General features: G+C 64.3%; 13 protein-coding genes and 3 tRNA genes. 10 read left to right on the plus strand and 6 right to left on the minus strand.

What is annotated here, in order from left to right; all coding sequences use genetic code 11:
* Window positions 1–31 precede the first annotated feature (31 nt).
* On the plus strand, window positions 32–1270 hold the full coding sequence (locus tag NX773_RS16640) for a TIGR03862 family flavoprotein (protein ID WP_258857434.1): 1239 nt from the start codon (window positions 32–34) through the stop codon (window positions 1268–1270).
* Here NX773_RS16640 and NX773_RS16645 read toward each other — a convergent pair.
* The 6 genes from NX773_RS16645 to hpnC form a co-directional block, all read right to left on the minus strand.
* Window positions 1260–2069: a GIN domain-containing protein gene (locus NX773_RS16645; protein ID WP_258857435.1), complete on the minus strand. Its 810-nt coding sequence runs from the start codon at window positions 2067–2069 to the stop codon at window positions 1260–1262. The genes NX773_RS16640 and NX773_RS16645 overlap by 11 nt on opposite strands.
* A gap of 2 nt (window positions 2070–2071) precedes the next feature.
* Entirely contained in the window at window positions 2072–2800 is a 729-nt protein-coding gene (locus NX773_RS16650; protein ID WP_258857436.1) for a DUF1700 domain-containing protein, read from the minus strand.
* A 17-nt stretch (window positions 2801–2817) separates the two neighbouring features.
* Complete coding sequence (locus NX773_RS16655) at window positions 2818–2967, minus strand: hypothetical protein (protein ID WP_258857437.1); 150 nt, start codon at window positions 2965–2967, stop codon at window positions 2818–2820.
* 32 nt (window positions 2968–2999) lie between these two features.
* Window positions 3000–4400, minus strand: coding sequence for a hydroxysqualene dehydroxylase HpnE (gene hpnE / locus NX773_RS16660; RefSeq protein WP_258857438.1), 1401 nt, complete (start codon window positions 4398–4400; stop codon window positions 3000–3002).
* The gene (hpnD, locus tag NX773_RS16665) at window positions 4387–5220 is read right to left on the minus strand and encodes a presqualene diphosphate synthase HpnD (RefSeq protein ID WP_258857439.1); all 834 of its coding nucleotides are present in this window, start codon (window positions 5218–5220) and stop codon (window positions 4387–4389) included. The genes hpnE and hpnD overlap by 14 nt, the downstream gene beginning before the upstream one ends.
* 74 nt (window positions 5221–5294) lie before the next feature.
* Window positions 5295–6104 carry a squalene synthase HpnC gene (gene hpnC / locus NX773_RS16670; RefSeq protein WP_258857440.1) on the minus strand — a complete coding sequence of 270 codons (810 nt, stop codon included), beginning with the start codon at window positions 6102–6104 and terminating at the stop codon, window positions 5295–5297.
* A gap of 337 nt (window positions 6105–6441) precedes the next feature.
* On the opposite strand from hpnC, the gene NX773_RS16675 reads away from it, so the two are divergent.
* The 9 genes from NX773_RS16675 to NX773_RS16715 all read left to right on the plus strand — a co-directional run bounded on the left by NX773_RS16675 (window position 6442) and on the right by NX773_RS16715 (window position 15558).
* Window positions 6442–6528 (plus strand) — tRNA-Leu (locus tag NX773_RS16675).
* 32 nt (window positions 6529–6560) lie between these two features.
* Window positions 6561–7901 (plus strand): trigger factor, encoded by a 1341-nt coding sequence (gene tig, locus NX773_RS16680; RefSeq protein WP_258857441.1) that lies wholly within the window; start codon window positions 6561–6563, stop codon window positions 7899–7901.
* Between the two features lie 126 nt (window positions 7902–8027).
* The gene (gene clpP, locus NX773_RS16685) at window positions 8028–8645 is read left to right on the plus strand and encodes an ATP-dependent Clp endopeptidase proteolytic subunit ClpP (RefSeq protein ID WP_258821506.1); all 618 of its coding nucleotides are present in this window, start codon (window positions 8028–8030) and stop codon (window positions 8643–8645) included.
* Window positions 8646–8795: 150 nt separating this feature from the next.
* Window positions 8796–10064, plus strand: coding sequence for an ATP-dependent Clp protease ATP-binding subunit ClpX (clpX, locus tag NX773_RS16690; RefSeq protein WP_258821505.1), 1269 nt, complete (start codon window positions 8796–8798; stop codon window positions 10062–10064).
* 278 nt (window positions 10065–10342) lie between these two features.
* On the plus strand, window positions 10343–12742 hold the full coding sequence (gene lon, locus NX773_RS16695) for an endopeptidase La (RefSeq protein ID WP_258857442.1): 2400 nt from the start codon (window positions 10343–10345) through the stop codon (window positions 12740–12742).
* Window positions 12743–13016: 274 nt separating this feature from the next.
* A complete protein-coding gene (locus NX773_RS16700) occupies window positions 13017–13289 on the plus strand; it encodes an HU family DNA-binding protein (RefSeq protein ID WP_258822715.1) in 273 nt (90 codons plus the stop codon).
* Window positions 13290–13374: 85 nt separating this feature from the next.
* Window positions 13375–13451 (plus strand) — tRNA-Asp (locus NX773_RS16705).
* A gap of 18 nt (window positions 13452–13469) precedes the next feature.
* Window positions 13470–13546, plus strand: a tRNA-Asp gene (locus NX773_RS16710).
* Between the two features lie 89 nt (window positions 13547–13635).
* Window positions 13636–15558 carry a SurA N-terminal domain-containing protein gene (locus NX773_RS16715; RefSeq protein WP_258857443.1) on the plus strand — a complete coding sequence of 641 codons (1923 nt, stop codon included), beginning with the start codon at window positions 13636–13638 and terminating at the stop codon, window positions 15556–15558.
* Window positions 15559–15601: the final 43 nt, after the last annotated feature.

Below are 15601 nucleotides of genomic sequence, written 5' to 3' on the forward strand. Positions count from 1 at the left end.
CGCTCCTCTCATGTCTTTCGTCTGCAACGCCATGTCCACTGCTGTTCCAAACCGTGTTCGCGCCGTCGTCATCGGCGCCGGCCCCGCCGGGCTGATGGCCGCGGAAGTGCTGGCCGCCGGCGGCGCCCAGGTCGACGTGTACGATGCCATGCCCTCGAGCGGGCGCAAGTTCCTCCTGGCCGGCAAGGGCGGCATGAACATCACGCATTCGGAGCCCTGCGAGCGCTTCGTGGCGCGCTATGGCGCCCGGTCGCAAGAGGTGGGCCGCTGGCTGGACGAATTCACGCCGCAGCAGGTGCGCGACTGGATACACGGGCTGGGCATCGACACCTTCGTCGGCACCTCCGGCCGTGTATTCCCGACCGATATGAAGGCAGCGCCGCTGCTGCGCGCCTGGCTGCACCGGCTGCGCGAAGCGGGCGTGCAGTTCCACATGCGCCATCGCTGGCTGGGCTGGCGCGATGGCGCTCTCCTGTTCGCAACGCCGGAGGGCGAGCTTTGCGTGAATAGTCCCGCGACCGTGCTCGCGCTCGGCGGGGCCAGCTGGCCGCGGCTCGGGTCGGATGGTGCGTGGAGCGTCGTGCTGGCGCAAAGGGATGTGGCCATGGCGCCGCTCGTGCCTTCCAACTGCGGTTTCGATGCCGACTGGAGCGAGTACTTCGCGTCGCGCCACGCGGGCGCGCCGCTGACGACGGTGGCCGTCACCTTCGTGAACGCCCAAGGGGAAAAGGAATGGCGCAAGGGCCAGTTCGTGGTCACGTCCACCGGCATCGAGGGCAGCCTGGTGTATGCGCTGTCGGCGCCGCTGCGCGACCAGATCGCCGCGCACGGCAGCACCACGATCTGGCTCGACCTGGCGCCGGACCACGATGCGGATCGCGTGCTGGCCGAGGTAACGCACCCGCGCGGCTCGCGCTCGATGTCCAGCCACCTGCAAAGCCGCCTCGGCATCAAGGGCGTGAAGGCGGGCCTGCTGCGCGAATGCCTGGACGCGGCTGGCTATGCCGACCCGGTGCGGCTGGCTGGCGCGATCAAGGCGCTGCCGCTGGTGCTGCGGCGGGCGCGCCCGGTGGCCGAAGCGATCAGCAGCGCGGGCGGGGTGCGTTTCGAGGCCGTCGACGGCAGCGGCATGCTGCGCGGCGTGCCGGGCGTGTTCGTGGCGGGAGAAATGCTGGATTGGGAAGCGCCGACCGGCGGCTACCTGCTCACCGCCTGCTTTGGCAGCGGACGCGCCGCCGGCCGCGGCGCGCTGGCCTGGCTCAATCGCTGAAGTTCACGTCGCCGTTGCCGCTGCGGCTCACGCTGCGCTGTGACGGATTGCCGAGCACCTCGACGTCGCCGTTGCCGCTGACCGACACCGCCACCGACTTGCGCGCATTGACCGTGCTGCTGCCGGTGCCAAACTGGCGCACGTTGGCCGATTCGGCGCGCAGGTGCCGGGCATCGAGCTCGCCCGAGCCAGTGGTTTCGGCCACCAGCTCCAGGCAGCTGCCCGCCAGGGTGATCGAGCCCGAGCCCATCACCTGGGCCTGGACGCGGTCGCTGTTGCCCACGTCGAGGTCCATGTCGCCGCTGCCGTGCAGGCTGACGTTGGCGCGGCGATAGCGGCCGTTGAACTTGAAGCTGCCCGAGCCATCGAGCTGCAGCTCCACGGATTCGCCCGAGAAGCCATCCACGTTGATGTCGCCGCTGCCGTTGACGCGAATGCTGTCCAGTACCGGCAGCACCAGCTCGACCTGCAGCGGGTGACGGTGCGACAGCAGCAGGCCGCGCGGGGCGATGTGCAGGCGCTCGCCGTCGACCGTTGTCTCGATGTTCGCGAGCAGGCGCTGCTCGCCGCGCACCGTCATGGACGGGGTCGGGCCATAGCGCACGGTCAGGTCGATCGGGCCTGCCAGTTCGATCGCCTTGACTGCCTTGGTAACCGTGCGCGTTTCGCTGGCCTGCGCCCGGCGCTCGACGCTGGCGGCGGTACTCACACCGTGGCCGCGCAGGACGAGGTACATGATGCCGACGAAGATCGCCGCGAGCACCAGCAGGCTGGAACCGATTTTCATCAAGGTGCGCATGCTCAGCTCCCCTTCAGCAGCGACAGGTTCATCTGCAGGTAGCGCTTGATGCCGATGAAGGTGTAGCGCGTGATGACCAGCGCCGCGAGCAGCAGCGCGATGCCGCCGATGACCAGGCCCACGCCGACCGCCGTCTGCGCGGTGCGCGAGTCGCCCTCCATGTCGTTCACGATGCGCACGGTGCCCGATTCCCCTTCCGTCAGGTCCTTGTCGTCGTCCTTGTGGAACTGCACGCCGAGCGGGCCGATCGTCACCGTGCCGGAACCGCCGCGTTCCGCGACCCGGCGGCCGTTTTCGAACACCACGTGCTTGACCGGCCCCTGGAATACGTATTCGTTGGCGCCTGCCAGGCCGGCCGCCGTGACCACGATGCCCGAGACGTAGAACGCGAACGCGCAGGCGTAGAGCGCGGTGAGCAGGGCGCCGAACACCGCCGCCGGCACCACCATGAAGAGGTTGAAGATGGCCAGGCCCACCGCCGAGATCACCAGCCGCACCAGGTTGACCGGCGATTTCTTCTCGGTGAACGCGCTCAGGTGGGTGTTGGCGCGCAGCGTCAGCGCGATTTTCTTCGGATCGTCCAGTTCGCGGCCGATCTCTTCCTCGCTGCGGCCGGCGGCGACGCCGTCCACGAAACGCTGTTCGTAGTAGGCCAGCGTTTTCGCCTGCGTCTCCGGCGGCAGGCCGATCATGGCCCGCTTGAGCGCGTCGAGGAATTCCATTTTGCCCATTGCGGCGGTACTCCGGTTCAGTTATGTGCCACGGCCAGCACCGCCGCGAAGGCCGGCCCGGTGCCCGCGTGCGGCGCGCCAATCAGTTCCGGCTTGACCAGCAGGGCGGTGCTGGCGGCCACGAAGAGCAGCAGGCCCAGGGTGCGCAGTCCAAGTTGCAGGTTCATTGCCATTTCATCCATACCAGTTTTCGATGATGCTACTGTACGGATGGGCCGCCGGCGCCGCCATCGGTTTGCGACAGGCTGCGTTTTTTGCGGGGCAGGGCGCGATAAGACAGGATGGCCGTCGCCGCGGCGCGTGCGCTGCGCACCGCCGATTCGAGCGTGGCGGGGTAGTCGCTGGCCGTGTAATCGCCTGCCACCACCAGGCCGGGGAGGGGTGTTTCGTTGGCCGGACGCACCAGGCCCGGGGTACAGGCGAAGGTCGCGCGCTTCTCCGTGATGACCCGGCTCCAGACAGGCGTGGCCAGCGACGGGTCGCCCAGGGCCGCCGCCAGCTGGGCCGCCACGGCCGTGGCCAGCGCCTGCTGGTCGAGCCCGGACGCGTCGCGCGCGGCGCTCACCACCACTGACAGCAGGCCGGCGTGCCCGGCGTCGAGCTGCCCGCGGTCGAATACGAACTGACCGTAGTGGCCTGCCACCGGGTCGTCCTGCAGGGCGCAGAACGGGAGCGGCAGGCGCAGCCCGGGCGCATATTGCAGGTAGCAGGTGGTGATCGGCTCGTAGCTGAAACCGTTCAGCTGCTCCGCCAGCGGCTGGGCTTCGGGCAGCCCCGCCAGCAGGCGCGCGGCCTGGTAGGGCGGCGTGGTGAGGACGACTGCATCGAAACGCTGCCCGCCGGGCAGGAGCTTCCAGCCATCGGCGTCCCGGGTCAGGCCTTCGATCCGCTCGCCGGTATGCACCGCGCCGCCGCTGCGCTGCACATACCCTGCGGCGGCAGCCGGGAACAGCGCGCCCAGGTTCTGGCGCGGCAGCAGCATGTCCGACGCGGCACGGCGCGCGCCGAGGCTGTCGCGCAGCACCGCGAGGAACACCTTGGCCGAGGCATGCTCGATTGGCGTGTTCAGCGCGGCCAGGCACAGCGGCCGCCACATCAGGCGCACCAGGCGCTCGGTCTGGTCGAAGCGTTCGAGCAGCTCGGCCACGCTGCAGTCCACGTTCAGCTGCCAGCCCATCCAGCGCGCGCTGGTGGTAAAGCGCGCCAGGGCCAGCTTGTCGGCGCGCTCAAGGCCCTTTGCGCGCAGCAGCGCCACCAGCATGTGCCACGGCGCGGGCAGGCGCGGCGCGACGAAGTCCATGCCGCCGGAAGCTTCGGGATAGCGCATCTGCAGGGGCAACCGCAGCAGGCCGGCGGCCGGATCGACGCCCACCAGCCGCAGCATGCGCAGCGTCTCGATGTATGCGCCAAGCATGATGTGCTGGCCGTTGTCCAGGGTGTGACCCTCGACCTCGACCGCGCGCGCGCGTCCGCCCAGCGCGCGCGCCGCCTCGAACAGGGCCACCGTGCAGCCGGCGCGCGCCAGCTCGGCGGCGGCCGCACAACCGGCCCAGCCGCCGCCGACGACGGCGACCGACAGGCTGCTTCTAGCCGCGCACATAGGTCTTCCACGCCAGCCACAGCTTGCGCAGCGGCGTGAGCGAGATGCGCTGGGTCAGGACGTGGAAGCGGTCGCGCTCGATCTCGTCGAGCAGGGTGCGGTAGATCGACGCCATCATCAGGCCCGGGCGCTGGGCGCGCCGTTCTTCCTTGGGCAGCAGCGCCATCGCATCGATGTAGTAGCCGCGCGCGCGCTCGGTCTGGAACTGCATCAGCGCCTCGAACTTGTCGCTGTGGCGCGCGTTCAGGATATCGGCCGCCGTCACGCCGAACTGCTGCAGTTCATTCACCGGCAGGTAGATGCGGCCCTTGCGCGCATCCTCGCCCACGTCGCGGATGATGTTCGTGAGCTGGAATGCCAGGCCCAGCTTCTCGGCGTATTCCAGCGTCCTGGAACTCGTGGCGCCAAAGATGCTGGCCGAAAGGATGCCGACCACGCCGGCCACATGCCAGCAGTAGTTCTTCAGGCCCGCGAAATCCAGGTAGCGGCTCTGGTTCAGGTCCATCTCCATGCCGTCCACGATCGCCAGCAGGTGCTTTTCCTGCAGGTTGTGGGTGCTCAGGTGCGGCTTCAGAGCCTGTGTCACGGGGTGCGTGGGCGTGCCGCGGTACATGGCCGAGATCTCGTTGCGCCACCAAGCCAGCTTGATGCGCGCGACCGATTCGTCGGTGGCGTTGTCCACCGTGTCGTCCAGCTCGCGGCACAGGGCATACAGCGCGGTGATCGCGCGGCGCCGCTCCGGCTCCAGGAACAGGAAGCTGTAATAGAAGCTGGAGCCGCTCTGGACGGTCTTTTGCTGGCAGTATTCGTCGGGGGACATGTAAACACAAACAAATGTGGCGAATCCGCTATCTTAGCCGATGCGGGCGGGTAGCAGAACAGCCGCTTGGCCGGCTACATGCGCATGGCTCGCCAGGCAATGGTCATCCAGTCGCCTGCGGCCAGCTTCGGGCGATGCCGGAACACGTCGCAATCGGCCTGTTCGATCGCTTCCAGGATGCGCAGGCCGCCCTGGACCACCATGCGCAGCTCCCAGCCGATTCGTCCCGGTAGCCGTAGCGGCAGGCCCGCGCCTTTCAGCATCAGCGCACGTGCCCGCTCGACCTCGAAAGCCATCAGGGCGCGCCAGCCGCCGCCGGTATCGCCGCGCATGATCTGGTCCTCTGTCACCCCAAAGCGCACCAGGTCTTCCTGCGGGATGTAGATGCGGCCCTTGGCGATGTCGATCGCCACGTCTTGCCAGAAGTTGATCAGCTGGAGCGCTGTGCAGATCGCGTCCGATTCGCGCAGCCTGGTGGCGTCGATGCAGTCGTACAGGGCCAGCATCAGGCGCCCGACCGGGTTGGCCGAGCGGCGGCAGTAGTCCAGCAGCAGGGCGTAGTCGGCATAGCGCGGGGTGACCACGTCCTGCTTGAAGGCTGACAGCAGGTCGCGCATCGGCTGCAGTTGCAGGCGGTATTGGGCCACCACGGCGGCAAGGCGCGCGAACATCGGGTCGGCCTGCGGCTCGCCGCGCCCGATCGCATCGAGCGCCGACTCGTAGGCCGCCAGCGCCGCCAGCCGCTCGCCGGGCGCGGCATCGCCTTCGTCGGCAAGGTCGTCGGCGCTGCGCGCGAACGCGTAGATGGCCTCGACCGCCGGCACCAGGCGGCGCGGCAGCAGGAACGAAGCGACGGGGAAGTTTTCGTAGTGGTCGACCGCCATGTGGGCTACTTTGCATTCTCGAACTCGCAGCATTATATGGCCGGGCGGCACGGTAGGGTGGGCGGGTCTCCCGCCCACGCGTTCGACCAGCATCTGCGTGTCCGTGCCGCTGCTCGTTGAACGCGTGGGCGGGAAGACCTGCCCACCCTGCATGGCGGCGCGTCTGCAACGCCATCGACAAGATGCGCACACTGCACAGCAAAATTCGCTCCCAATCGTGTCAGAAAATCCAGTAAAATAGCCGGTTGAAGTTGTAGCCCCTAAACAGAGGAGTGCAGGGCGGCCGGTTTCACTGTCGGGCGCCCTTTGTTTTTGTGGCAAGATGCAGCAATCCTGCGCGAGGATGGCGAAATTGGTAGACGCACCAGGTTTAGGTCCTGACGCCAGCAATGGTGTGGGGGTTCGAGTCCCCCTCCTCGCACCACGAACAATTCATTTTTTTGGACGATTTTTACAATGGCAACTGCAGTCGAAACCCTGGGTAAACTCGAGCGTCGCTTGACCATCTCTGTTCCGGTCGCGGACGTGCGTACGGAAGTTGACAAGCGCCTCAAGCAGCAGGCCAAAACCGCCCGCGCGCCCGGCTTCCGTCCCGGCAAAGTGCCCCTGAAGATGGTCGCTGCCCAGTACGGCTACCAGATCGAATCGGACGTGCTGAACGACAAGGTCGGCCGCGCGTTCAACGAGGCAGCCACCGAAGCCCAGCTGAAAGTTGCCGGTTTCCCGAAAATCGAGCCGAAGCAAGACGCGCCGGAAGGTATGCTGGCCTTCGACGCCACCTTCGAAGTCTATCCGGAAGTCGTGCTCCCGGACCTGGCCAACGTTGAAGTCGAGACCGTCAAGACCGAAGTCACGGACGCCGAAATCGACAAGACCATCGACATCCTGCGCAAGCAGCGCGTGCACTTCCACCCGAAAGGCGAGGCAGGCGAGCACGGTACCGGCGGCGAGCCGGTGGCTGCCAACGGCGACCGCGTGACCGTGGACTTCGTCGGCAAGATCGACGGTGAAGAGTTCGCCGGCGGCAAGGCCGAGGACTATGCCTTCGTGCTCGGCGAAGGCCGCATGCTGCCGGAATTCGAGGCTGCCACCGTCGGCCTGAAAGTGGGCGAGTCGAAGACCTTCCCGCTGCCGTTCCCCGAGGACTACCACGGCAAGGACGTGGCCGGCAAAACCGCCGAATTCACCATCACCCTGAAGAAGCTCGAGTGGGCCCACATGCCGGAAGTGGACGCCGAGTTCGCCAAGTCGCTGGGCATCGAGAACGGCGACATCGCCAAGATGCGCGAAGACATCAAGGTCAACCTGGAGCGTGAAGTCGGCGCCCGCGTCAAGTCGCGCAACAAGGAAGCCGTGATGGACGCGCTGGTCAAGGCCACCGAACTGGACGTGCCGAAGGTCATGATCGAGCAGGACTCGCAGCGCCTGGCCGAAATGACCCGCCAGGACATGGCCCAGCGCGGCATGGACGTGAAGAACCTGCCGATGCAGAACGAATGGTTCGCGCCCAAGGCCGAGCGCCGCGTGCGCCTGGGCCTGATCCTGGGTCAGCTGGTTAACGACAACAACCTGCAGGCCACCTCGGAGCAGGTCAAGGCCCAGATCGAGGACTTCGCACAGTCGTACGAGGACCCGAAGGAAGTGTTGAAGTACTATTACAGCGATCGCCGCCGCCTGGCCGAAGTCGAAGCTCTTGTATTGGAAGATAACGTCGTTAACTATGTGCTCGGCAAGGCGAAAGTGGCGACCAAAGACATCGCTTTCGATGAATTGATGGGCAGCAACGCTCAGGCTTAATTGCTGCAGTAAGCTGCTCTTTTCGAGCACAGCGGGACCGGCGAGCTGTTGCCGTCCCGCGCCGCCTGGAAGCTGGGGCAGCGCGGGAGGGCGCATCGCCGGTCTCTAACTTACAAGGAACACAACATGTACCGTAATCCGGCATTGGACACTCAAGCACTCGGCCTCGTGCCGATGGTGGTCGAACAGAGCGGCCGCGGCGAGCGCGCATACGACATCTATTCGCGCCTGCTCAAGGAGCGTGTCGTCTTCCTGGTCGGCCCCGTGAACGACCAGATGGCCAACCTGATCGTCGCCCAGCTGCTGTTCCTGGAAAGCGAGAACCCGGACAAGGACATCTCGCTGTACATCAACTCGCCGGGCGGCTCGGTGTCGGCGGGCCTGGCGATTTTCGACACGATGAACTTCATCAAGCCGGACGTCTCGACCCTGTGCACGGGCCTGGCCGCGTCGATGGGCGCGTTCCTGCTGGCCGCCGGCGCCAAGGGCAAGCGCTTCTCGCTGCCGAACTCGCGCATCATGATCCACCAGCCGTCCGGTGGTTCGCAGGGCCAGGCTTCGGACATCGAGATCCAGGCCAAGGAAATCCTGTACCTGCGCGAGCGCCTGAACCGCCTGCTGGCCGAGCGCACCGGGCAAAGCATCGAGCAGATCCACAAGGATACCGACCGCGACCGCTTCATGTCGGGCGACGAGGCGGTGGAATATGGCCTGATCGACAAGGTCCTGACCAACCGCGCTTGATGCATCCCACAACGTGTTGCTGAAAAACGCCCGGACGCGAGCACGTTCGGGCGTTTCGTTTTTATTTCGGGTAGCATGAGCGTGTCGTGCGCACTTGTTGCGCCCTCGTATTAGCGTTATATTCATAGCAATTCAACAGAATCCTGCCCCATGTCTGACAAAAAATCCTCTAGCGGCGAAAAACTTCTGTACTGCTCGTTCTGCGGCAAAAGCCAGCACGAGGTAAAAAAGCTCATCGCAGGCCCTTCGGTCTTCATTTGCGACGAGTGCATCGACTTGTGCAATGACATCATCCGCGACGAGACCTCGAACGTGGAATCGGTGGCCGGCGCCAAGTCCGACCTGCCGACCCCGCACGAGATTGCCGCGCTGCTGGACCAGTACGTGATCGGCCAGCAAACCGCCAAGCGCATCCTGTCGGTGGCCGTGTACAACCACTACAAGCGCCTGAAGCACATGGGCAAGAAGGATGACGTCGAGCTGGCCAAGAGCAACATCCTGCTGGTCGGTCCCACCGGCTCCGGCAAGACCCTGCTTGCGCAAACGCTGGCCCGCATGCTCAACGTGCCGTTCGTGATCGCCGACGCCACCACGCTGACCGAAGCGGGCTACGTGGGCGAGGACGTCGAGAACATCATCCAGAAGCTGCTGCAAAGCTGCAATTACGAAGTCGAAAAGGCCCAGCGCGGCATCGTCTACATCGACGAGATCGACAAGATTTCGCGCAAGAGCGACAACCCGTCGATCACCCGCGACGTATCCGGCGAAGGCGTGCAGCAGGCGCTGCTCAAGCTGATCGAAGGCACCATGGCATCGGTGCCGCCCCAGGGCGGGCGCAAGCACCCGAACCAGGACTTCGTGCAGATCGACACGACCAACATCATGTTCATCTGCGGCGGCGCGTTCGACGGCCTGGCCAAGATCATCCAGAACCGCTCCGAAAAGAGCGGCATCGGTTTCGCGGCCAGCGTCAAGAGCCAGTCCGAGCGTTCGACCAGCGACCTCTTGATGGAAGTGGAGCCGGAAGACCTGATCAAGTTCGGCCTGATCCCGGAACTTGTCGGCCGTCTGCCGGTCGTAGCTACCCTCAGCGAGTTGACCGAGGAAGCGCTGATCCAGATCCTGATCGAGCCCAAGAACGCGCTCATCAAGCAGTATTCCAAGCTGCTGGAAATGGAAGGCGCCGAGCTGGAAATCCGCCCGGCCGCATTGCACGCCATCGCCAAGAAGGCGCTGGCACGCAAGACCGGCGCGCGCGGCCTGCGCTCGATCCTGGAGCATGCGCTGCTGGACGTGATGTACGAACTGCCCAACCAGCAAAACGTGATCAAGGTCGTGATCGATGAGAATACGATCACGAATGGCGCCAAACCGCTGATGATTTATAGCGAACCAGCAAAGGCTTCCGGCGAAAACTAAAAATTTCCCGGCGCACACACAACAAAAGGGGTTGATCCGTCGAGTTTTGGCGGTACAATTTTCCTCAATAAAAGACGCAGGCTTCAATCGAAAAGCCACTCTCGCGGCGCCGTTCGCGAAGGTGGCTTTTTTCATTCCAGCGGCATCTTTTATTCGAACGACATTTGGTGCGGCAAGTTAATGATCCTTTACTTGTAGAAAATTTTTTCCCTTCCCGGCCCCTTGTTTTTGGCCGCGGGCGCCCAACATCGTCAACAAGCTTTTCTATAAGGTATGCCATGACAACTTCGAAATTAACTGAACAAACGACGCTGCCCCTCCTGCCGTTGCGCGACGTGGTCGTGTTTCCGCATATGGTGATACCGCTGTTCGTTGGCCGGCCCAAATCGATCAAGGCACTCGAAGCTGCGATGGAGCAGGGTAAGAGCATCATGCTGGCTGCCCAAAAGGCCGCCGCCAAGGACGAACCCTCCGCCGCAGACATCTACGAGATCGGCTGCGTGGCCAATATTCTGCAAATGCTCAAGCTGCCGGACGGCACCGTGAAGGTGCTGGTCGAAGGCGCTCAGCGTGCGCGCATCGACCATATCAGCGACACCCCGAGCCACTTCGTGGCCGAGCTGACCCCGCTGCAGTCGGAGATCGGCGACGATTCCGAAGTCGAAGCCATGCGCCGCGCGATCGTCCAGCAGTTCGACCAGTACGTCAAACTGAACAAGAAAATCCCGCCCGAGATCCTGGCTTCGCTGGCAGGCATCGATGACGCCGGCCGCCTGGCCGACACCGTCGCCGCGCACCTGCCGCTCAAGCTCGAGCAAAAGCAAGTGATTCTTGAGATTTTTAACGTCGCCAAGCGCCTTGAGCACCTGCTCGGCCAGCTTGAGGGCGAGCTCGACATCCTGCAGGTGGAAAAGCGCATCCGCGGCCGCGTCAAGCGCCAGATGGAAAAATCGCAGCGCGAGTACTACCTGAACGAACAGGTCAAGGCTATCCAGAAGGAACTGGGTGAAGGCGAAGAAGGCGCCGACATCGAGGAGCTGGAGAAGAAGGTCATCGCCGCCAAGATGCCCAAGGAGGCACTGGACAAGGCGCAGGCCGAGATCAAGAAGCTCAAGCTGATGTCGCCGATGTCGGCCGAAGCGACCGTCGTGCGCAACTACATCGACACGCTGGTCGGCCTGCCGTGGAAGAAAAAGTCCAAGGTCAACAACGACCTGGAAAACGCGCAGAAAGTGCTCGACTCCGACCACTTTGGCCTGGAGAAGATCAAGGAGCGCATCCTCGAGTACCTCGCAGTGCAGCAGCGCGTGGACAAGCTCAAGGCGCCGATCCTGTGCTTCGTCGGTCCTCCGGGCGTGGGCAAGACCTCGCTTGGCCAGTCGATCGCCAAGGCGACCAACCGCAAGTACGTGCGCATGGCGCTGGGCGGGGTGCGTGACGAGGCCGAGATCCGCGGCCACCGCCGTACCTACATCGGCTCGATGCCGGGCAAGGTGCTGCAGTCGCTGGCCAAGGTCGGCGTGCGTAACCCGCTGTTCCTGCTGGACGAGATCGACAAGATGGGCGCGGACTTCCGCGGCGACCCGTCCTCGGCCCTGCTCGAAGTGCTGGACCCGGAACAGAATCACACGTTCTCGGACCACTACATCGAAGTGGACTTCGACCTGTCGGACGTGATGTTCGTGGCCACCTCGAACTCGTTCAACATCCCGCCGGCGCTGCTGGACCGGATGGAAGTGATCCGCCTGTCCGGCTACACCGAGGACGAGAAGACCAGCATTGCGCTGCGCTACCTGCTGCCCAAGCAGATGAAGGCGAACGGGCTGAAGGAAGACGAGATCAAGGTCGACGAGTCGGCGATCCGCGACATCATCCGCTACTACACCCGTGAAGCGGGCGTGCGTTCGCTCGAGCGCGAAGTGTCCAAGATCTGCCGCAAGGTCGTGAAGATGCTGCTGCTGAAGAAGTCGGACAAGAAGGTGGCCGTCAACGCCAAGAACCTGGACAAGTTCCTGGGCGTGCGCCGCTACGACTTCGGCGTGGCCGAGAAGCAGAACCAGATCGGCCAGGTGGTCGGCCTCGCATGGACCGAAGTGGGCGGCGACCTGCTCACCATCGAAGCGGTCAACGTGCCGGGCAAGGGCCAGATCATCCGCACCGGTACGCTGGGCGACGTGATGAAGGAGTCGATCGAGGCAGCCCGCACCGTGGTGCGCAGCCGCGCGCAGCGCCTGGGCATCAAGGGCGAGGTGTTCGAGAAGAGCGACATCCACATCCACGTGCCGGAAGGCGCGACGCCGAAGGACGGCCCGTCCGCCGGTATCGCGATGACCACGGCGCTGGTGTCGATCTTCACCGGCATCCCGGTCCGCGCGGACGTGGCGATGACGGGCGAGATCACCCTGCGTGGCGAGGTGCTCCCGATCGGCGGCCTGAAGGAGAAGCTGCTGGCGGCGCAGCGCGGCGGCATCAAGACCGTCTTGATCCCGGAGCAGAACGTGAAGGATCTGGCCGAGGTTCCTGACAACGTCAAGAACAAGCTCGAGATCATTCCGGTGCGCTGGATCGAGAAGGTGCTGGAAGTGGCCCTCGAGCGCCAGCCGGCGCCCCTGGTCGAAGTGACCCAGGTGCCGGTGACGGCGGCCCCGGAGGCGCAAGCCGAGGTGGTCAAGCACTAAGCGCGGCTAGTTCCGCAAACGAAACAGGCGCCCGCGTGGCGCCTGTTTTTTTGTAGGGTGGGCGGGTCTCCCGCCCACGCGTACAAACGGTGCCAGCCAGGCCAGCGGGCGAACCAACGCCCGTTTGAACGCGTGGGCAGGAAACCTGCCCACCCTACGCGTCAAATGCGTCACGCAGGGCATCTGACAAGCGATGTTGCTTGACACAATCATTTCATCGCTTGTTTAATACGCGCTTGCACTTTTGCGCCAAGCCGAAAGAAGAGGGAAGAGAGTGAACAAAACAGAACTGATCGAAGAAATCGCGAAGTCCGCCGACATCACCAAGGCATCGGCAACCCGCGCACTCGACGCCATGCTCAACGCCGTGACCGAAACGCTGAAAAAGAACGACAGCGTGACCCTGGTCGGCTTTGGCACCTTTACCGTTGGCGAGCGCGCCGCGCGCACCGGCCGCGACCCGCGCACCAAGGAAGCCATCAAGATCAAGGCTGCGCGCGTCCCGAAATTTAAGGCTGGTAAAGCGTTAAAAGATGCTGTAAACTAATGCTTCTTCGCTGCTGTGACAGCAGCGAGAATGTTTGGCGAGCAGAGCCTCGGGCCGCCACCGAACATGCAGCAAGTATTTTTGTGGAGCGGTAGCTCAGTTGGTTAGAGTATCGGCCTGTCACGCCGAGGGTCGCGGGTTCGAGCCCCGTCCGCTCCGCCACAAAATACGACAGAATTTGGAGCGGTAGCTCAGTTGGTTAGAGTATCGGCCTGTCACGCCGAGGGTCGCGGGTTCGAGCCCCGTCCGCTCCGCCAAATTCGAAAAAGAGGGCGAACGAGAGTTCGCCCTTTTTTTTAAGTTATGCTCTGAGAAGCGTGTCCACTCAACGAATGAATGGCTGACCATGTTTGAATTTATCCGTACTCACCAGCGCCTGATGCAAATCTTCCTGGCCTTGCTGATCGTGCCGTCGTTCGTCCTGGTCGGCATCAGCAGCTACCAGGGCCGCGGTGGCGCCGACGACAGCGTGGCGACCGTGGACGGTCAGCCGATCACCCGCCAGGAGTGGGAAGCGGCGCAGCGCAAGCAGATGGACCAGTATCGCCAGATGATGGGCCCGCAGTTCGACCCGAAGATGCTCGAAACGCCCGAAGCCAAGCAGGCGATCCTCGACAACCTCGTCGCCGAGCGCTCGATCGGCCGCGAGATCGCCAAGACCCACATGACGATCAGCGACGCCGCGCTGCAAAAGACCATCCTGGGCATCCCGAGCTTCCGCAAAGCCGACGGCAGCTTTGACAAGGACGCCTACCTTGCCGTGCTGCAGTCGCAAGGCATGAGCCCGCAGATGTTCGAAGCGCGCATGCGCCAGGACATGGCCGTGCAGCAGCTGGCCGGCTCGGTGCAGGCGACCGCCTTCGTGCCGCGCAGCGTGACCACGCGCCTGTCCGACATCAACGACCAGGAGCGTGAAGTCGAAGAGCTGATGTTCCCGGTGGCCGATTACGCGTCCAAGGTCAACGTCACGCCGGAGATGGTGAAGGCTTATTACGACAAGCATCCGGAGCAGTTCCAGGTGCCGGAACAGGCCAAGGCCGAGTACATCGTGTTCGATGCCGCCGCTGTCGAGAGCCAGGTGTCGGTCAGCGACGCCGAGGTGGCCGATTTCTACAACAAGAACAAGCAGCGCTTCGGCACCGAAGAAAAGCGCGCCGCGAGCCACATCCTGATCGCGACCAAGAAGGGCGCATCGAAGGCCGAGATGGACGCCGCCAAGGCCAAGGCCGAGCAGGTGCTGGCCGAAGTGAAGAAGAACCCGAACGAGTTCGCCAGGATCGCGAAAAAGGAATCGCAGGACCCGGGCTCGGCCGAGCTGGGCGGCGACCTGGGCACGGTGGAGAAGGGCGCCTTCGTCAAGCCGGTGGAAGACGCGATCTACGCGCTCAAGGAAGGCCAGGTCAGCGACCTGGTGCAGTCTGAATTCGGCTACCACATCATCAAGCTCACCTCCCTGAAGCCGGCGGCGCAAAAGACGCTGGAAGACGCCAAGCCCGAGATCGTGGCCGAGCTGAAGAAGCAGAAGATGTCGAAGAAGTACTCGGAGCTCGCGGACATTTTCACCAACACCGTGTACGAGCAGGCCGACAGCCTGAAGCCGGCAGCGGACAAGCTGGGCCTGAAGATCGAGACCGTCAGCGGCCTGACCCGCAAGCCGAACCCGGCCCTGGGGCGCGCGCCGTACAACAACGAGAAGTTCCTGACCGCGCTGTTCTCGGTTGACTCGATCAAGAACAAGCGCAACACCGAAGCGGTTGAAGTGGCGCCGAGCACGCTCATCGCGGGTCACGTGGTCGAGTTCAAGCCGGCCGCCAAGCGTCCGCTGTCGGAAGTGGAAGCGCAGATCCGCCAGGTGGTGACGCAGGAAGAAGAGATGCGCCTGGCCAAACAGGCCGGTGAAGCCAGGATGGCTGCTGCCAAGGCATCGGGCGACGCGACTGGCTTCAGCGCGCCGAAGGTGGTCTCGCGCACCAAGGAGCCGGGCATCAACCGCGTCGCGGCCATGGCCGTCATCAAGGCGGACGTGAGCAAGCTGCCGACCTACGTTGGCGTGGAAGTGCCGGGGCAGGGCTACGGGGTGTACCGCATCTCGAAGGTCTCGCAGGCCGCGCAGCCCGACCAGGCGCGCCGCAAGCAGGAAGCCGAGCAGATCGCGCAGGTGCTGGGCCAGGCCGAGATGTACGGCTACATCGAGGCGCTCAAACACAAGGCCAAGGCCAAGGTGACGGCCAAGGCGGCTGACCTGGGCGCCAAGAACGAAGCCGAATAAGCGCTTCTCGCGTGACGTGAAAGAGCCCGGCTGCGTGCCGGGC

Origin of the sequence: Massilia solisilvae (genome assembly GCF_024753215.1) — a bacterium.
Taxonomy (GTDB): domain Bacteria; phylum Pseudomonadota; class Gammaproteobacteria; order Burkholderiales; family Burkholderiaceae_D; genus Telluria; species Telluria solisilvae.